General features: G+C 41.7%; 16 protein-coding genes. 5 read left to right on the top strand and 11 right to left on the bottom strand.

What is annotated here, in order from left to right; translation table 11 throughout:
- Positions 1 to 57: 57 nt before the first annotated feature.
- Positions 58 to 537: a hypothetical protein gene (locus GJB62_RS27315; RefSeq protein ID WP_114085132.1), complete on the top strand. Its 480-nt coding sequence runs from the start codon at positions 58 to 60 to the stop codon at positions 535 to 537.
- A gap of 144 nt (positions 538 to 681) precedes the next feature.
- Positions 682 to 1,350 (top strand): S-layer homology domain-containing protein, encoded by a 669-nt coding sequence (locus GJB62_RS27310; protein ID WP_179075388.1) that lies wholly within the window; start codon positions 682 to 684, stop codon positions 1,348 to 1,350.
- Positions 1,351 to 1,703: 353 nt separating this feature from the next.
- Here the strand turns inward: GJB62_RS27310 and GJB62_RS27305 are convergent, their stop codons facing one another.
- Positions 1,704 to 2,393 (bottom strand): Coq4 family protein, encoded by a 690-nt coding sequence (locus GJB62_RS27305; protein WP_114085134.1) that lies wholly within the window; start codon positions 2,391 to 2,393, stop codon positions 1,704 to 1,706.
- A 140-nt stretch (positions 2,394 to 2,533) separates the two neighbouring features.
- Between GJB62_RS27305 and GJB62_RS27300 the strand changes: the two genes are divergently transcribed.
- Positions 2,534 to 3,133, top strand: coding sequence for a TetR/AcrR family transcriptional regulator (locus GJB62_RS27300; RefSeq protein ID WP_245246023.1), 600 nt, complete (start codon positions 2,534 to 2,536; stop codon positions 3,131 to 3,133).
- 88 nt (positions 3,134 to 3,221) lie between these two features.
- Here the strand turns inward: GJB62_RS27300 and GJB62_RS27295 are convergent, their stop codons facing one another.
- The gene (locus GJB62_RS27295) at positions 3,222 to 4,499 is read right to left on the bottom strand and encodes a hypothetical protein (protein WP_114085136.1); all 1,278 of its coding nucleotides are present in this window, start codon (positions 4,497 to 4,499) and stop codon (positions 3,222 to 3,224) included.
- Positions 4,500 to 5,070: 571 nt separating this feature from the next.
- Here GJB62_RS27295 and GJB62_RS27290 point away from each other — a divergent pair.
- Positions 5,071 to 5,691: a CP12 domain-containing protein gene (locus GJB62_RS27290; protein ID WP_181852933.1), complete on the top strand. Its 621-nt coding sequence runs from the start codon at positions 5,071 to 5,073 to the stop codon at positions 5,689 to 5,691.
- Between the two features lie 159 nt (positions 5,692 to 5,850).
- On the opposite strand, the gene GJB62_RS27285 is transcribed toward GJB62_RS27290, so the two are convergent.
- The 9 genes from GJB62_RS27285 to typA all read right to left on the bottom strand — a co-directional run bounded on the left by GJB62_RS27285 (position 5,851) and on the right by typA (position 14,580).
- Complete coding sequence (locus GJB62_RS27285; protein WP_114085138.1) at positions 5,851 to 6,966, bottom strand: LptF/LptG family permease; 1,116 nt, start codon at positions 6,964 to 6,966, stop codon at positions 5,851 to 5,853.
- A 340-nt stretch (positions 6,967 to 7,306) separates the two neighbouring features.
- Positions 7,307 to 8,035 carry an LPS export ABC transporter ATP-binding protein gene (gene lptB / locus GJB62_RS27280; protein ID WP_114085139.1) on the bottom strand — a complete coding sequence of 243 codons (729 nt, stop codon included), beginning with the start codon at positions 8,033 to 8,035 and terminating at the stop codon, positions 7,307 to 7,309.
- Positions 8,036 to 8,065: 30 nt separating this feature from the next.
- Entirely contained in the window at positions 8,066 to 8,563 is a 498-nt protein-coding gene (locus GJB62_RS27275; protein WP_114085140.1) for an LptA/OstA family protein, read from the bottom strand.
- 233 nt (positions 8,564 to 8,796) lie between these two features.
- Positions 8,797 to 9,189: a DUF309 domain-containing protein gene (locus GJB62_RS27270; protein ID WP_114085141.1), complete on the bottom strand. Its 393-nt coding sequence runs from the start codon at positions 9,187 to 9,189 to the stop codon at positions 8,797 to 8,799.
- On the bottom strand, positions 9,186 to 9,551 hold the full coding sequence (locus GJB62_RS27265) for a ferredoxin thioredoxin reductase catalytic beta subunit (protein ID WP_041565931.1): 366 nt from the start codon (positions 9,549 to 9,551) through the stop codon (positions 9,186 to 9,188). Before GJB62_RS27265 ends, GJB62_RS27270 begins: the two co-directional genes overlap by 4 nt.
- 272 nt (positions 9,552 to 9,823) lie before the next feature.
- Positions 9,824 to 10,987 carry a DUF58 domain-containing protein gene (locus tag GJB62_RS27260; RefSeq protein WP_114085142.1) on the bottom strand — a complete coding sequence of 388 codons (1,164 nt, stop codon included), beginning with the start codon at positions 10,985 to 10,987 and terminating at the stop codon, positions 9,824 to 9,826.
- A gap of 134 nt (positions 10,988 to 11,121) precedes the next feature.
- Positions 11,122 to 11,406 (bottom strand): hypothetical protein, encoded by a 285-nt coding sequence (locus GJB62_RS27255; RefSeq protein ID WP_114085143.1) that lies wholly within the window; start codon positions 11,404 to 11,406, stop codon positions 11,122 to 11,124.
- A 328-nt stretch (positions 11,407 to 11,734) separates the two neighbouring features.
- Entirely contained in the window at positions 11,735 to 12,586 is an 852-nt protein-coding gene (locus GJB62_RS27250; protein WP_114085144.1) for a hypothetical protein, read from the bottom strand.
- A gap of 203 nt (positions 12,587 to 12,789) precedes the next feature.
- Positions 12,790 to 14,580 carry a translational GTPase TypA gene (gene typA / locus GJB62_RS27245; protein ID WP_114085145.1) on the bottom strand — a complete coding sequence of 597 codons (1,791 nt, stop codon included), beginning with the start codon at positions 14,578 to 14,580 and terminating at the stop codon, positions 12,790 to 12,792.
- Positions 14,581 to 15,428: 848 nt separating this feature from the next.
- Here typA and GJB62_RS27240 point away from each other — a divergent pair.
- The gene (locus GJB62_RS27240) at positions 15,429 to 16,799 is read left to right on the top strand and encodes a serine/threonine-protein kinase (RefSeq protein ID WP_114085146.1); all 1,371 of its coding nucleotides are present in this window, start codon (positions 15,429 to 15,431) and stop codon (positions 16,797 to 16,799) included.
- The last annotated feature ends 29 nt before the right edge of the window (positions 16,800 to 16,828 follow it).

Here is a 16,828-nt window from a genome sequence, read left to right as displayed (position 1 = left end):
TCCGGAAGAGAGGAGATTGCTTATGTAGAAACATGGTATATTAATATACTGTAAACTATGGCAACGCCACAGCATACTGGTCTTACCTTCGAGAAACTTGTCGCTGAGATCGCCCCAGAAGTGTCAAATACCTTCACAGTAGAGCAATTAGAAGCCATCAAAAGGGTTTTTAACTCTCGTGTTTGGACTCGTCATTCTTTAGACATAAGAGTTTCAGTACCAATTCCCGGATTAAGGTTTTATTTGGTGTTGCTAGCAGGTTCAGAACGTCGTTCTAAAACACGTTTACGCTCTGAAAAAGGTTTATATCCTTTTTGGACTCCTGCCAATACCTTGTTTGTCATAGTATTTTTAATGATTCTATCGGCTTGTAGCTACACTATATTTTCTTTTGCATTCTCTTCACTTACTCCCCTATCTACCTGGGATTACCCTACTTCAATTCCTTGGATTAACGATAAATCAGAATGTGAACACACCAGTAGAGTCTGGAATGATGGGAAGTGCTGGGATTCTGAACATAGTCCTAATTTTTAAAGCTACACTCTCGTAGCTACGCAACATTGCCAGCCTAAATTCGTCACTAGCTGAGTTACAGGTTATTAAGAACACCAAATTTTGCGTTAACCTCAGTAACGTAGTTTTTTAAATTCACGTTAGTAGCTAAAAGTGCTTATGATGATGCGTCAGCTTTCAATTACTCTATCTTTAGTAGCACTACTACAAAATTTACCAGCAATTGCTCAAGTCCCAGAAACGACTTCTGGAACCTCATCTGATTCTATTCAACAGGTAATTGCTGCAAAATGGATGACCAACTTTTCAGATGGCAAGTTTTATCCAGAAAGGTTAGTGAGCAGAGCAGAATTAGCGTCGATTATGGTAAAAGCATTTCGGCTTGATAAAAGAGAAGCTGTTAACAAAGCAAATTTAACGATTCCAGATGTTCCTCGTTCTTATTGGGCATTTAATGATATACAGACAGTCTTAAAAACTGACATCATGAAAGGCTATCGGGGCAATGAGTTTTTCCCTAATCAAAAGGTGACAAAGGCGGAGGCTCTTGCTATTTTCGCTCAAGCTTATGGTGTATTTCAGTTTCCTGATGAGGCTGTAAATGAGATTCTGGCTTCACATCCAGATGAAAAGTCTATCCCAACTTGGGCTAGAAAAGCGATCGCTACAGTAGCTACAGAAGGATTTCTCAATACAGATGCTCAAAGCAATATTTCTCCATTAAAACCCGTTACCCGTGGAGATATGGCTTATGTATTGAGTAAGTATTTACAACGACAACAGCGACAACCTGAAACACCAGAAGTTCCGATTATTCCAAATAGCCCACAATGACGTTAAGTAGGTTGGCGCAATTAAAGCTAAATGGCAAGGGTTTAAGACCCCCACTGAATTCTTATTCAGTGGCTTCAATTCATCCGGGGTCGAATCCTATAAGTGAATTGCTCCTCCTGCCTTCTGCCTCCTTCAATTTTTGGAGTTCCCTAATCAAGTGAGTGATCGTATCTTCAAGTAGCTGAAATGCTAACAAACTAATTACTGCTTCGCTGAAATTGGGTTCGTAAACTCCCCAAAGCTCAAAGTTATCCATCATTGCATAGGGTAATCGGTATAAATATGAACACAAGTGCTGCATATAGATTGCTCTCTTGATAATAAAAATGCAGATGACCCTGATTAGATAGTTACTACAAAAAAAGATTTAGCTCTTTTTGCCATTGGAGTAAGGGCTTTTCCCAAGCTTCCTCCCACTTTTGGGCAAAAAGAGGTTTGGCATTTTTGCCCATTTCCCATCCGGTTTGAATAGCATCAAGCAAAGTAGGCAATTCTTCAGGATTGAATAGAAGGGTGGACATCATGCTACTAGAAAGCAAAGATACTGCTAGAGGATAGGGAAACTGTAATAAGTGAAATGCCTGTAATCCGATCTCGTCAGATGGTGATACACCAAAACCAGTGACGATATGCCAAATATCGTGAGTTTGGCTCAGTCTCGCCTCCACATAACTGGCATCGGAATAAATGGGTATCTCTTCGTACAAGTCTTCGGCTCGAAATCCCTTTGCCTTCATTGCCATGCTGTAAAGGTATCCCAAGGAATCCGGTGGATATTGCAACAGAGTGTCCAGATCATGAGGCGGGGCCATGTATCGCTCTTCAATTAATGCTGCCGAACGAGAATCACGCTTTAGGTGTTCTACAGCAATTTCAAAGGAAGGTGTTTCCAGCAAAGCAACAACCATCTCTCCCACTACATCCAAACTTGAATCTCCGGCAAGCATTGCCAGAAAAGGCTGGAATGCGTTAATTTGTTGCATCTGACGGGTTAAATCGTTTCCAACTTTGGCAGTGGGTAATGTAAGTGAATCTTTGTCCATAACAATATCCTCCTGTGGTCAGAATATAATATGAGCATTGCTCATATTTATAAAATACGAGCAATGCTCATGTTTAGTCAAGCAAATTTCTCACCAATTTTTTTAACTTCATGACCACGGATTCATCAAAGCCTAGAGGGATGCGTCGCCAGCCCCGCCAAGCCCGTAGCCAAGAGCGCGTAAATCAAATTTTGGATGTAGCTGAACAACTGTTTATTACGGAGGGTTATAACGCTACCAGTACTAATGCGATCGCAGCTAATGCCAAAGTACCTATCGGATCGCTGTACCAATTCTTTCCTGACAAAGCAGCAATTCTTTACGGACTAGCAGCTCGCTATAACCAGCAACTCCATCACTTATTAGTAGAATTGAATACACCTGAAAGCAAGAGTTTAACTCTCTCTAGATATATGGAGCAGGTAATTGATACCGTTGATCAATTCTTTACCGATTATCCAGGTTATCACGCCATCTTTATGCCCTTGCAAAGTTCAATGCCTGAACTAGAAGCGATCGATGCGGCGGCTGATGCCCAACTGATTGAAGATTTGGTGATGTTTATATCGGAGCATTATCCAGATTTAGAACCAATCGTCTATGAAGCGATCGCTTTTGTGTTAGTGAAAACGATCGGTATCCTTTTGTGGACATCTCTTAGCCATGAAAAAAAATTCCGTCAGCAACTGGTGACAGAAACAAAAAGATTGACTCTAAGTTACTTGCAAAGTTACTTGTAGCGACCTGCAAGCTCAACATCGTCAAAATCGAGCATTATGTCCAACGCTGATCGCTCCTTGGTGTGCAGTATCTTCACTGCAAATAAAATCAGTTTTGACCAGGACTTCTATACTTGTCTCGAAGCTGGCGAAGATATAAGGAATTAGATTGTGTTGGTTGCTGCTGCACATAATTCCCATAATTAGACTGTGGTGATTGCGTCGGCTGCTGCAAGCCATAATTCGCATATCCCATAGGATTTGTGGGAGTGACAACACTTTGACCCGGAATCTGGCTAGAGTAAGGTGCAATATTACTTGGTATGCCAGAGGTGACTGGGGACGTTCCTGGTGCTACATTAGGCACTACCTGACCATTATTTAAATTATTGTAGGGATTTTGCTGCAAGTTCGTATAACCTGCACCAGTATTTAACCCATTATTCGGTGATACCTGACCGTTATTTAAATTATTGTAGGGATTTTGCTGCAAGTTCGTATAACCTGCACCAGTATTTAACCCATTATTAGGTAATACCTGACCGTTATTTAAATTACTGTAGGGATTTTGCTGCAAGTTCCTACCCGTTGACGTGTAGCCTGTCCCAGTAGTTGGTAGAGAATTCTGACTGGATAAGCTATTCATAGGTGGCATTAACGTTGTTCCTGGCTCAGAGGCTCTACCCAAAGTATTTGTCTGAGTTGCACTAGTACCATTAAAGCCAGACAGCTTCTGATTTGTGGATTGATTGAGTATTGCTTGCAGAGGGCTGACAGAAGTAGAATTTTGATTCTTATTGGTTTGATTGGTGAATCCAATTCCCAGGTTAGAGGATGTCTGTTCCCCGTCTGTTGATTCAGATGCCCCAGTTAAAGTTTTGATACCTAGAAACTGATTATTATTGTCAAGCGTCCCATTCCGCAATAAATTTTCGGTTTGTACGACAAAAGGATTTTTCACGACGGGGGCGGTGTCGCCATTAACGCCTAAAGTAGGATTTAATTTGGCATCATTAGCAGACTTTTGTTTGTTAATTACATCCTCTAATAAACTCTTGCTGTTTTTTACCTCAGTTTTTTCCTTGGGAGTATTTGCCGTTAATGAGAGAGTTGCTTGCTCAAAGTCATTAAATAAAACTGGCAGGTTATCAATGTCGGCTGCAATGGCTCTGTTTTCTGCTGACAGTGAGGAATCAATAGGGGTTTGTGAAGTAACTTTGTTTTTTTGCTTATAAACGAAAATATCTGGATTTGACCAGTATTCCCAGGTTATTAGTCCCACTACAGATAAAAAAATTGCAGTTACCCAAAAACCAGGTCGCCCTAGATTCCATAACCTGGCTCTGAGATAGCGTAAGTAGGCGGGAGGATAATGACGATGTGGCATGAGATTGGTAATTGAAATTTACTCGAAATCGGGAAAACTTGACGGAAGATGAAGGTGTTGCTGTTTAATGCTTTTGCTTTCCTTAACAGGAAATATCTCAACTAAAGTTGGATCGTGATTTTATCCTAACTTCTCCATCAGTTATTAGTCATTACCAATAGATATGTAACAGTCAAAAATTTACTTTTTAGCGGCTGGAGTCCTTTGGCAAGATTTTCTAGAAAGTTATGGCAATTTATGGTTGGTTTTTGGGCATTGGTCACATTGGATAACATCACGAGTTGACAGTTGCTCTAAGTTTATTGTTGTAGCTGGACAAAAGTTCGACTTTTTTACTTTCTAGTTAGCAAACTCTAGGCTGCAATACTTCGATATATACGCCTCTGACCTTGATTTCTCACAAGTGAGAAATCAAGGGGTGTGGGAGGTGTGGGAGGATGGGGAAGAAGTCTTTCCCCCCACACTCCCCACACTCCCCACACTCCTCTTCTCCCTCTGCCTACAGTATCGTGAGAAATCCGGGTCTGAGGGCGCTGTGCCGCACCGTACTATTAACCAGGAGACTACAGCAATGATGAAAGCTGAAGATATCATGACCAAAGATGTAGTTACCATTCGCGGTTCAGCGACTGTTGCTGAAGCAGTGGTGCTGATGAAGGAAAAAAAATTGCGGGCGCTAGTTGTAGATATTCGCCATGAGAATGATGCTTATGGCATTGTCACAGAAACAGATATTGTCTATAAAGTAACAGCCTACGGTAAAGATCCAAAGCAAGTGTGGGTTTACGAGATTATGAGCAAGCCCTGCATTGTGGTAAATCCTGATTTGGGTGTGGAATATGTAGCACGGTTATTTGCTAACACTGGTATTCATCGGGCACCTGTGATTCAAGGCAAGCTGTTAGGTATCATCTCGATTACCGACATTTTGACCAAAAGCGACTTTGTAGAAGCGCCAAAAGCGCTACTGCTGGAGGAGAGAATTCAAAAAGCAATTCAACAGTCTCGCGCTATTTGCACTGAACAAGGTGCTTATTCTAAAGCCTGTGCAGCCGCTTGGGATGAGGTAGAAGAACTCCAGGCTGAAGCTGCTCATCAGAAAGCTGAGGGGATGGTATCAGCTAAAGTCTCTTTTGAAGAATATTGCAAGGAAAACCCAAATGCACCGGAATGCCGAAATTATCATCCTTAATTGAAGTAGGGAATTGGGCATTGGGCATTGGGCATTGGGCATGGGCAAGAGGACAAGGGGACAAGGAGAATTGGGGACAAGGGGAAAGACTTGTTTCAAATTCTCACCTCTTGTCCCCTTGTCTCCCCTGCCCCCCTGCCTCCCCTGCTCCCTGCTCCCTCAACGTTTGGCAACTCGTATCAAGAGGAATAAACCTATTCCCAAGAAAAGAAAATTGGGCAACCAAGCCCCCATAAAGGGAGAGAGGGCACCTGCTTGCGCGATCGCACCACTAATAAAGAAAATTAAGTAGTACGAAAAAATAACTACAACGCTAATCCCAAAGCTGGTACCTCTTCCAGTTCTCTGGGGTATGCTTCCCATCGCTGCACCTACCAAGCCAAAAACCACGCATACAAAGGGCAAGGAGATTTTTTGTTGAATCCGCACTTCGAGTTTACGAATTTTTTGGCGATCGCCACCAAGATATTCCACTTGTAGTTGATCTAGTGCTTCAGCAATATTCATCTCACCATAGTCTCGGCTTTTTTCTGCCAAACTTAATGGCGTGCGCGGTAGTTGCAGTTGTTGGTGTTCAAATCTGACAATGTTGCGATAAGAGCGATCAGCTGCAACAAAATAGATCGTACCGTTGTAAAAATCCCAAATATTTTGAGAAGGATTCCACTGGGCAGATTCTGATACTACAATTTGATTCAGATTTTTGGTGGAACGGTCTATAATCGTCAAACCTGTCATCCGCTTACCATCAAATTGGTCGGCGTAAAACAAGCGTGTCAATATCCTATTCTTAGAGCCATCCGGTTGTGTAACATCCTGGTATTCAGGATAGAAAATATTTTGCTGTTTAAAAGCTGGCTTATCTGATTTCAGGGCTTTATCCAGAGTCACTCCGGCTTGGTAATTTGCTGCTGGTGCAATTTGTTCGTTGAATACAAATGTCATTCCTGTGACTACAAGACTCAACATCACAGCAGTTAGCACTATGCGATAGACGCTCACTCCACAACCACGCAGGGCAATTAGTTCGCTCTCGCTAGAAAGACGACTGTAGGTCATCAAAGTAGCTAGTAGCGTAGACATGGGAAAGGCTAAAACTATAAAGTTGGGAAACTTTAGCAAAAAAACCTGAATGGCAATGTCTATCGGTAGCCCAGATTCTACGATTTTTCTAACTAGATCGAATACAGCATCAATGGTGACACCAAGTGATGAAAAAGCTCCGACACCAAAGAAAAACGGCGCGATCAATTCGCTGGTAAGGTAACGATCCATGATCGTAAAAGGTAGCAGCGAACCGAGATTGTAGGAAGGCGTAAACTTCTTTGATATCATAAAAAATTTTAACAGTTAAATATTGACAACCCTGGTGAAGGCAGAAGGAAGAAGGCAGGGGAGCAGGGGAGCAGGGGAGCAGGGGGCAGAAGTAAAATAGTCTTCATAATTTGGTTTTGAAGTCTAAGTTCTTTACCTCTGTTAATTGCAAACTACTGTATTTAGTATCAAAGTTTAATTCTCAATGGCTGATAAAGCAGAATCGAATAAATTAATAAATTTATAATTAAAATTAAATATAAAAATAGGTTTTTAAGTTATTAACTAAATAATTGTGAATTTAGGCTTGAAAATTATCCCCTAAATAATATTGCCGCACGAGGGGATTACTGTAGAGTTCGTCAGCACCGCCAAAAGCGAGGATTTGTCCCTCGCGCATAATGTAGGCGCGATCGGTGATCGCAAGGGTTTCGCGGACATTATGATCTGTAATTAAGATTCCCATACCGCGATCGCGCAGTTGTGCGACAATGTGCTGAATTTCTGAGACTGCGATCGGATCAACCCCCGCAAATGGTTCATCCAAAAGTAAAAATTTGGGCCCTTCTTGTCCAGCAGCTAAAGACCTTGCTAATTCCGTCCGCCGTCGCTCACCACCAGAAAGTTGAATTCCTTTACTATTAGCTAATTTTTCCAGCCGAAACTCCCGCAGTAAAGTTGTGAGTCGTCTTGACCATTCCCGTCGTGGCACATTGGTTTGCTCTAGCACCAATAGAATATTATCTTGTACCGAGAGTTGGCGGAAAACACTTGGTTCTTGCGCTAGATAGCCAACACCCAATCGTGCCCTTTTGTGCATTGGCATTCCTGTAACATCCAAATTACCCAGCCAAACTTTTCCTTGATTGGGTTTTTCTAAACCTGTGGCAATGTAAAAAGTCGTCGTTTTACCAGCCCCATTGGGGCCTAGTAAACCAACGATTTCGCCCTGACCAACAGAAAGATTGACACGATTGACAATTACTCGCTTGCCGTAAGATTTGTGAATATTCTCTAAAACAATTTTCACGCTGGAAGCACCCTTTCTTGGTGGTAAATGCTAATTAGAAGGCTTCAAAGGTGGTGTTTGTGGCACAGATGGGGCGGGTGTCGCAGCATTATCTGATTCCTCGATCATGTAGATAGACTCTACCTGACGGTTGGATTGAGGTAAAGCAACAAATCGCCCTTCATCAATTAAATACGTTACCTTCTCTGCCCGGATACTGTTACCGCCCTGTTGCAAAATATAGACGTTGCCACTGAAATCAATTCGGCGTTCCTTACTAAAGTACTGTGCTTGGGCAGATGTTGCCTGAAGCTGACGAGAAGGATACAACATTTGCACGTTACCGCGAGCGGTGATTACTTGATTTTTAGCATCATATTCTTGCACATCAGCGCGGATAGTGAGGGGACGATTGTCTTTAGATGTTTGTGCAGTAGCGGTTTGCAGTTGGTTAGGGAAGGCAAAAGTGCCCAATAGTGCAACTGGCAGCATTAAAGCTAATCCAAAGCGACGGAACTGTGACATGGGCAATTGATAGCAGGGCATCATAGCAATTGGGGATTCAGGATTTCAGCTGGCATTCTAATTATCTCAAGTACTTTATCCAGATTATGAAATATACAATCTGGAGTGATTTCCGATAACTACTGGCTGAAATAGTGACGCTACCCCTAACCTCAAGGTTTCAGGTAATTGACATCCGAGTAAAAATGACGCAGGCACAATTTATGAATTGTGCCTAGCAAGGATTTCGGACAACGCATAATTAATTTACCAGATGTCTAATCAGTAGCCAGCACAATTTTAGGCAAAGATAAGACCTTATTTTCAACAATATCGCCAGATGTAATCTTATCTGGCCCTATTTGTTGTAATGTCGTCAACAATGCTGCGCTCTGACTCAATAGCTCATCTACATCAACGCCGCCGTAACTAGATGGGTAACGCCGTAAGCGATTGCCGCCTTCTCCCAGTAGAATAACTGCACCTCGCCAGTTTCGATTTTCCAAATGATACAGTGCGACAGAAATTTGGAGAATGCCTTGATAAAAGGTTTTCTCTGGTTCACTGGCTTCAATCCATAAAGCCTCTAAAGTGTCATGACAGGCATAGAACTGACCAGAATTGAACTGTTCTACGCCTTGCCAAAACTCTTGGGGGATGGTTTCGCTCATCCCATACTGTCTCGGACTTCTTTAATTGTTTCCAGAGAGATGTCTTGTTTTTCTCCAGCAAACTCGTTGTCAGGGGTGAGGAACAACATACAATGGCACTCTTTGCGTTCTCTCATTGGCACACAGGGACAGTTCCAATATGTGGCATGGACTTCAGCCTCTTTATCTTCATAATGGCGACAGGGACATAAAGGCGCACCTAGTTCGTCTTTATGTTTGGCTAGTCCTTCAATCACAACTGCGGTAACAGAAGGTTCAGAACAGAAGTATGTTCCAGTACGCTTGGCGTATTGTTCGGAAAAATGCCGCATTGCCTCTAGGCTTTTATCGCTGGATTTTGTGTTATGTTCTGATGTGATCATGTCGCTCATAATTTAAATATTTCTTTGCATTGTACCTCAGTCGCACTAAGGGATTACTGGGTGTATTTCCCCAACCTTAACCCTTCAAATTGTTTTACCTTTGTTCAAGGGCTGATATGTCCGGTGTGCTGGGATCGGACAAAATCGAAGAAATCGCAGAAGCTTAACTTGAATGGGGCAAGGGTATGGGTAATAGGGAGATGATCTGGCAGAGCAGAAGAGAGGGAGGGGAGAATTTTCCCCAATGCCCAATTCACAATAATCCCTGCAATTTATAATAAATGTAATGTTTTTTGTAGCTGGGGTTGTAGTGCGCGATCGCTTTGCAAAACTATACCAGGATGTTCCCAATTGATTACTTCTTGTTCTCCTGGTGCGGAAATATTTGGCCACAAAACCCAGCGACTGCCTTGAGGAAGAGTAGCAAGACTCAGGGGGTTTTGAGTCAGCCAAATCAAGGGATAGCTTTTAGGAACAACTGAACTGGCATCTTCTAAGGCTGCGGTTGCTGCTAAGGTTTCTAGAACGAAGCGATCGCCTTTAACTAAATTTGTTGATGCTGTCCATAGTTGCACCTGTAATTGTTGTTGCTGTGCATAAAAGTACAGAGATGCTGCGGCAATTACTGCTTGTTCAAAGTTTTCTTCTTCCCAATTGCTAGCACTGTCAAGGGCAATCACTATTTCTTGTCCACCTGTTACCATTTCTAACTCCCGCACCCTTAATTCCCCATAGCGGGCACTAGTTCGCCAGTGAATCAGACGAGTGGGATCTCCAAGACGATATGGACGGAGCGATCGCACTAGCCCTGTTGTAGCTGTCTGCAATGGTCTACCACGAGGATCGCCCCTTTTGCTCTCTTCTTGCCCCATTTCATCTACTAGGGGGCAGGTAGCCAAGGGTAACACCGTGGGATAAACGATCGCTGTGGCAGCACAATCACGCTGACGGCGACACCAAAACAATCCCAAAGGCGCACCAGAACCAAGTTCGACTGTGTGCCAGCGATAAACGCCCCGGCGCTGGGTAGGGTGGTAATATACCCAACGGTAACTACCTTGGCTCGAAATTGTTTCGATTGCCTTTTGTACTGGTTTCCCTAAGACGAAGGGCAGTATATCTTCAACTTGCAATAAGCTTACAGGCTGTTGTGTCTGATTGCAGATTTCTAATTCCACTGTTAAATCGTCACCTGCTGACACAGGTTGTATGGGACGGCGGGTGATCGATAGACCTGTGAGCGATCGCGGCGGTAAGATAGCTGCTACACCCAAAAGGGCAAAACTAATGCCGCTAATGGCATACAGCCAACCAGCCATCGTATTGATACCTGCGCCAAAAAAACAAATAGCGGTTACTGCTAGCACCCAACCGCCATAAGTAGGGGCACAAGCGCGGATTTCTAACCAATTGGTGATGGGCTTGATGATTTTCATGTTTCTTTTTTAACCCAATACCACCCAAAATTCACAGGGTCTCAGGGGTTTACCAAAAAAACCATAATAGTAGTAATTTATGAAGTGTTAAGCAATCTGAAGCGTGCTGGATTGAAAGGGTGATCGCAATTGAACTATTTTTGAGTAACTTCACTGAGGGCTTCATGGATAACCTCATCGCTAACACCATGACGCTTCAAACTAGCAATCAGTGCTGAGATAGTATCATCCTCTAGTCGTTCCAGATCAACTCTTAGCCCTTGTCCAATATAGGCACGCATTAACGGCTGATAGCCAGAAAATCCCAGTAATGGCGCTATTCTTTTCAAATCTTCAATGACATCTTCGGGAATGCGAATTGTGATTGTAGTCATTGGACGATTTTTATCGAGTCGCTTTTTCAGTACTTCAGCTTTCATAATATTCTCGTCCAAGCTTTTTCTTCGTTCCAAACGAAATTGACACTATTAAGCACGAAATACACATCCATACCTTACATAGTAGACATTGTGTATTTACGTTGTCAATATGTTTTATGAAACAGAGATATTTCCGTAAGGGCGATGTCTACGACGGGCTACGCCTACGCACTGTAAATCTCTGCTAGGGTTTGGCGATCGCTTTCTGTAAGAATACCTGCTGGCTGGCTAGGTTCGTTTGTTCATTTTGTACGATATGCTCAATTGGTTAAAATTACGCGATCTCTGTGAAGGTTGGCAGCTTGCAAAAGAGACTTAACGGGAAAAGTCAGTTTGTTAAACCCAGCAGAGTTTCACAAAAATCTGATTTACTGCAATTCGTTAGTCCCGTTCTTAAATACTGAATTGAGAATTCCTTAAAGCCTGTTTTCTCGTTTAAGAAAATACGATGGAAAGTAGCCTGATCGCCACAGAGAATATAATCTTCTATGCCACCCTGACCAACATAGTTAATCCAACGTGCTTGAAACCTTACTTCTAAGAAATATAGTGTTGAGTATTGCTTCCACTCTGAATCAAGATTATTCTCATATTCGTATAAAGCATCTTTCCAAGTACCACTGGAAATTATAAATGTTGGAGAATGATATTTAATAGCATTTTCAGCCATGTGGATTTTTTGAAGACTGAAGTAGAATCCTGCCGTTCGATCTGAAGACTTTGGTACATAGTATTCACCTAACTTATTTAACTGGACATATATAGGGTGATAATAAGTGCGTTGTTTAGATGCAAATGGTGTTTTAGGCAGAGAATTTGCTGTGTGATTGTACCTTGTTTTGGAATTTTCTATTAAATAACTCTCTAGTTGAGACAGGAAAGGTACTAATTCGCATTTAGGCATTAATGGTGCTTGCCAATAGCGGACTTTGACACATTTTTTACCATATTCGTTAACAAGTTGCTCAAAAGAATTTTTTCGATGATGTCCAATAAAACGAGTTTTGAAACATCCGGCTTGACCAATATAAGCTGTAGGCTCTTGATCACTGCCTACAAAATAAATACCACCGAAGGTAGGAAGTGATTTTTTATCAATATATAAAACCCAAGGAAGTTTAGTTACATCAATACGGTTAGCAGTAGCAATAACTTGAGATGTATAAAATTTAGATTTCATTGCTAGATGTACAGTTATATTGTGAAGAATTTTAATCAGCAAATTCTATTTATAGAATGCCCAAAATTTCCTCACATATAACGTCAATGCAGTTTAGATTGCACTTCTATTTGATGCGGAATAATTTAAACAAAATACAGTAGATAACAAAACAAAAAGCCCGCATTAGCGGGCTTTCTAAATCAATTAAGTTATAGCTTGACTTACCGTTTCGCTAACTTCTTCGACATCTTCCGCAGACGAATTGATTGAGGTGTAACTTCCACCAATTCATCGGGGCCAATGTATTCCAAAGCACGCTCTAGGCTCATGTCTATCGGCGCTTGCAGTTGTACTAATTCATCGCCACCAGCAGCCCGGTGGTTGGTTAACTGCTTGGTCTTACAGATATTCAATTCCAAATCTTGGGAACGATTGTGTTCTCCCACGATCATACCTCTGTAAACCTTTGTGCCGGGAGTAATAAAGAATGCTCCTCTATCTTCGGCATTTCTCATTGCGTAGAAGGTAGAAACGCCTTCTTCGAAGGAGATTAAAACGCCTTTGTTACGGGCTTCAATGTCGCCACTAATTTGACGGTAGTCTAAGAAGCTGTGGTTCATGATGCCTTCACCACGAGTCATCCGCATGAATTCACCCCGGAAACCAATCAATCCACGGGCGGGAATGACAAACTCTAACTGGGTGCGATCGCCACTACCTGGTTGCATATCTTGCATTTCGCCTTTGCGTTGTCCCAGGCGTTCAATACAGCTACCCACACCATCAGCAGGAATGTCTAACACCAAGAGTTCAAAGGGTTCGCAAGGTTGACCGTTGATTTCGCGGTAAATTACCTGTGGCTGAGACACCTGAAACTCGAAGCCTTCCCGACGCATGGTTTCAATTAAGATACCCAGGTGAAGTTCACCACGACCGGAAACGAGGAATTTATCGGGAGAATCGGTTTCTTCGACACGCAAAGCAACGTTGGTTTCAAGTTCGCGGAATAGGCGATCGCGTATTTGTCTTGATGTCACCAACTTACCTTCTTGACCAGCAAAGGGCGAATCATTCACCCAAAAGGCCATTTGCAAGGTTGGTTCATCCACTTTAATTAGTGGTAAAGCTTGCGGTTCATTGGGGTCAGTAATCGTTTCCCCAATATAAGCATCAGCGAAACCAGCCACCGCGACAATATAACCTGCGGTAGCTTCTTCCATCTCTACGCGCTTCAGTCCATCGAAACCCATCAATTTGGTAATTTTGCCCTTGACAATAGTACCATTTTCTGTTACCAGAGCTGCTTGCTGCCCTGCGCGGATAGTACCGTTGTGGATTCTGCCAATCACAATCCGTCCCAGATATTCAGAATAATCTAGGGTTGTGACTTGCAATTGCAGAGGCTTATTGCTGTCGCCTACTGGTGGTGGAACGTGTTGCAGAATCGCATTAAACAGGGGTTGCATATCTACCGATTCTGCTTCTAGGCTTTCCTTGGCGAAACCTCCCATACCGGAGGCAAACAGATAGGTAAAATCACACTGGTCTTCATCTGCCCCTAATTCCAAGAACAGATCCAATACTTTATCGACAGCAACGTGGGGGTCAGTTTGACCACGATCGATTTTGTTGATGATAACAATGGGGCGCAGCCCTTTTTCTAAAGCTTTTTTCAGAACAAAGCGCGTTTGGGGCATGGGGCCTTCGTTGGCATCGACAATCAGCAGACATCCGTCAACCATGCCGAGTACACGTTCAACTTCGCCACCAAAGTCAGCGTGTCCAGGAGTATCAACAATATTGATTAGTGTTTCTTTGTAACGAACTGCTGTATTTTTGGACAGGATAGTAATACCCCGTTCCCGTTCTAGGGCGTTGGAGTCCATAACGCAATCCGGAACGTCTTCGCCTTCGCGGAAAATGCCGGATTGTTTGAGGAGTGCGTCAACCAGCGTGGTTTTGCCGTGGTCAACGTGGGCGATAATGGCGACGTTGCGAATTGGGAGCGTCATAGAAGCTTTTGGTGAACTCTAGAGGGGGTTTTTAGATTTACATTTGAATGCTAGGCTGTTTTAACAGAATTGGGGATGATCAGCAATTTCTGTAAAGAACCTTTAACAATTCTAGCGTAATCGTCACAATTGCGGTGAGGTTTGTCAAGGTTGCATAAGAGAGAAAGTTAGGCAGGGTGAATATTTACTTAGCGTTGAATTATTTACCCGATTTTATTAGAAGATTTAACCGAATGTAGTTTAACAGTGGGTAAATGTCTGTTTAAAACTTCCTAAGTACAGATTTGCATTAATTATTAGCAGTTTTAAATTAAACCAGATGCACTTCTCTACGAGACGCTACGCGTAGCTTGCTTCCACGAAGTGGTACGCCTTACCACAGGGTAGGGACGCTGGGGAAAGGTATGCAGAGTTTTTCAAGAGGATTCGCTATGAACTTATGAAATTATGTACATTAAGATATATTTTCTTCTGTAAATTAGTCTACCTTGTGCGATATTTGACATCAGCATTTTGGAGTTTTGAATAATAGCTTAGTTATGAGGACAGCAATTACAGAGTGATAAATATACAATTCAAAAATTACGTGAAGCTGGATTTGGTATTACGTGTTTTGCAAAATACCACCAGCGTGTGCATTACCTTGTCATAAAAAATTTGAATTCTAAAGTGCAATCTGCTCCATTTTGCTAAGTTTCAACAAGATTTTTTTAATAAGGCGATAAAGCTAGCCAATATTCTACAGCAATTACAATAAGTGTCCATGTAGAAACGTTGCAGTACAGAGATTATACGGAATTCAAGGTATAATTTAAAATTAATAAACTGACAGCAATAAAATAATTATTATGATCTGCTGCCTAAACCCCAATTGCGAGAATCCCCAAAATCCTGATGGTACAAATTACTGCCTCAGTTGCGGGACACAGTTGCGATCGCTACTCAGAAATCGTTACCGCATTATCGCACCATTAGGGAGAGGAGGGTTTGCACGCACATACGTAGCAGAGGATATAGACAAGCTAAATGAACGATGTGTTGTGAAGCAACTGGTTCTCAGTCAATTTTATGGCAGTCAAGGTACTCACGCACATCAAAAAGCAACTCAATTGTTTGAACGAGAGGCAAAACGTCTACAAGAATTAGGGGAACATCTACAAATTCCCAATTTGTATGGATATTTTAAGGAAGGTGAATATCTGTATTTAGTGCAGCAGTTTATCGAAGGTCAAAATCTGTTGCAGGAGTTAAAACAATACGGTTTTTTTGATGAAGCTAAGATTCGATCTTTTTTGAATGATTTATTATCTGTGCTGGTTGCCATACATCAACAGCAAATAATTCATCGAGATATTAAGCCAGAAAATATTATTCGCCGTAAGAGTGATAATAAGTTAGTACTAATTGATTTTGGGGTTTCAAAGCAAAAGGCGGAAACTACAACCACTGCAATTGGGACAATTATTGGTTCATTAGGTTACGCACCAATTGAGCAAATGCAATTTGGTAAAGTTTTTCCTTCCAGTGATATGTATAGTTTAGGCATAACTTGCTTTCATCTACTAACAAATATTTCTCCCTCGAATTTCTGGCTCAAACAAGGCTATGGTTGGACTTCTAGTTGGCGAAAGCATTTGACACAACCCATAAGTCAAGAATTAGAATTGATTTTGGATAAATTACTCCAAGAAAATCATGAGCAGCGTTATCAGTCTGCACAGGCTGTCTTACAAGACTTGAATAATCTACCACCACTAAGGCATACATTACCTCCTACAGTCATTTCACCTTCTAAACTATTAGAGTCACAATCACAAACTCAACAAAAAACAACTGGATATCTACCACGATTCTCTAATAGCAAATTATTCTCTGGAGCCATAATTACAGGTTCAGGTAGTTCATTGTTAGCGATCGCACTTATTAGTTTTTTAGGCACTACTTGGATTAGCTCTGGATTGTGGTTGCTAATTTTAGGTGGGGTAATCTTAATTCAATCTCGTTCGCTTTTGGAAAAAACTTATTTAATTGTGATTGCTATAATAGCAAATTCACTAATTGTCTTGACTTTCAAAAACTTGCTCACAAATAATCTTCTCCAATCTGGAGTTAATGGACTTTTGCTTGTAGTATTGCTAGTTTTTCTTGCAGGTCTTTTGACGCTTATCATTGTGGGTATGTCAGAAATAATAAATAAACTTATTTCTAAATATTTTTAAAATTTAAGTATAGGTTAATTTTTCACTAA

This window comes from Nostoc sp. ATCC 53789 (assembly GCF_009873495.1).
GTDB classification, from domain to species: Bacteria; Cyanobacteriota; Cyanobacteriia; order Cyanobacteriales; family Nostocaceae; genus Nostoc; species Nostoc muscorum_A.
This window is presented reverse-complemented; position numbering and strand designations above follow the sequence as displayed.

What these genes read in the sequence shown, in the direction of transcription:
- GJB62_RS27285 (WP_114085138.1), bottom strand. Translation starts at nt 6,966, where the DNA reads ATGGATCGTTACCTTACCAGCGAATTGATCGCGCCGTTTTTCTTTGGT.
- GJB62_RS27240 (WP_114085146.1), top strand. Translation starts at nt 15,429, where the DNA reads ATGATCTGCTGCCTAAACCCCAATTGCGAGAATCCCCAAAATCCTGAT.
- GJB62_RS27255 (WP_114085143.1), bottom strand. Translation starts at nt 11,406, where the DNA reads ATGAAAGCTGAAGTACTGAAAAAGCGACTCGATAAAAATCGTCCAATG.
- typA (WP_114085145.1), bottom strand. Translation starts at nt 14,580, where the DNA reads ATGACGCTCCCAATTCGCAACGTCGCCATTATCGCCCACGTTGACCAC.
- GJB62_RS27270 (WP_114085141.1), bottom strand. Translation starts at nt 9,189, where the DNA reads ATGAGCGAAACCATCCCCCAAGAGTTTTGGCAAGGCGTAGAACAGTTC.
- GJB62_RS27310 (WP_179075388.1), top strand. Translation starts at nt 682, where the DNA reads ATGCGTCAGCTTTCAATTACTCTATCTTTAGTAGCACTACTACAAAAT.
- GJB62_RS27290 (WP_181852933.1), top strand. Translation starts at nt 5,071, where the DNA reads ATGATGAAAGCTGAAGATATCATGACCAAAGATGTAGTTACCATTCGC.
- GJB62_RS27260 (WP_114085142.1), bottom strand. Translation starts at nt 10,987, where the DNA reads ATGAAAATCATCAAGCCCATCACCAATTGGTTAGAAATCCGCGCTTGT.
- GJB62_RS27315 (WP_114085132.1), top strand. Translation starts at nt 58, where the DNA reads ATGGCAACGCCACAGCATACTGGTCTTACCTTCGAGAAACTTGTCGCT.
- GJB62_RS27265 (WP_041565931.1), bottom strand. Translation starts at nt 9,551, where the DNA reads ATGATCACATCAGAACATAACACAAAATCCAGCGATAAAAGCCTAGAG.
- GJB62_RS27300 (WP_245246023.1), top strand. Translation starts at nt 2,534, where the DNA reads ATGCGTCGCCAGCCCCGCCAAGCCCGTAGCCAAGAGCGCGTAAATCAA.
- GJB62_RS27250 (WP_114085144.1), bottom strand. Translation starts at nt 12,586, where the DNA reads ATGAAATCTAAATTTTATACATCTCAAGTTATTGCTACTGCTAACCGT.
- GJB62_RS27275 (WP_114085140.1), bottom strand. Translation starts at nt 8,563, where the DNA reads ATGATGCCCTGCTATCAATTGCCCATGTCACAGTTCCGTCGCTTTGGA.
- GJB62_RS27305 (WP_114085134.1), bottom strand. Translation starts at nt 2,393, where the DNA reads ATGGACAAAGATTCACTTACATTACCCACTGCCAAAGTTGGAAACGAT.
- GJB62_RS27295 (WP_114085136.1), bottom strand. Translation starts at nt 4,499, where the DNA reads ATGCCACATCGTCATTATCCTCCCGCCTACTTACGCTATCTCAGAGCC.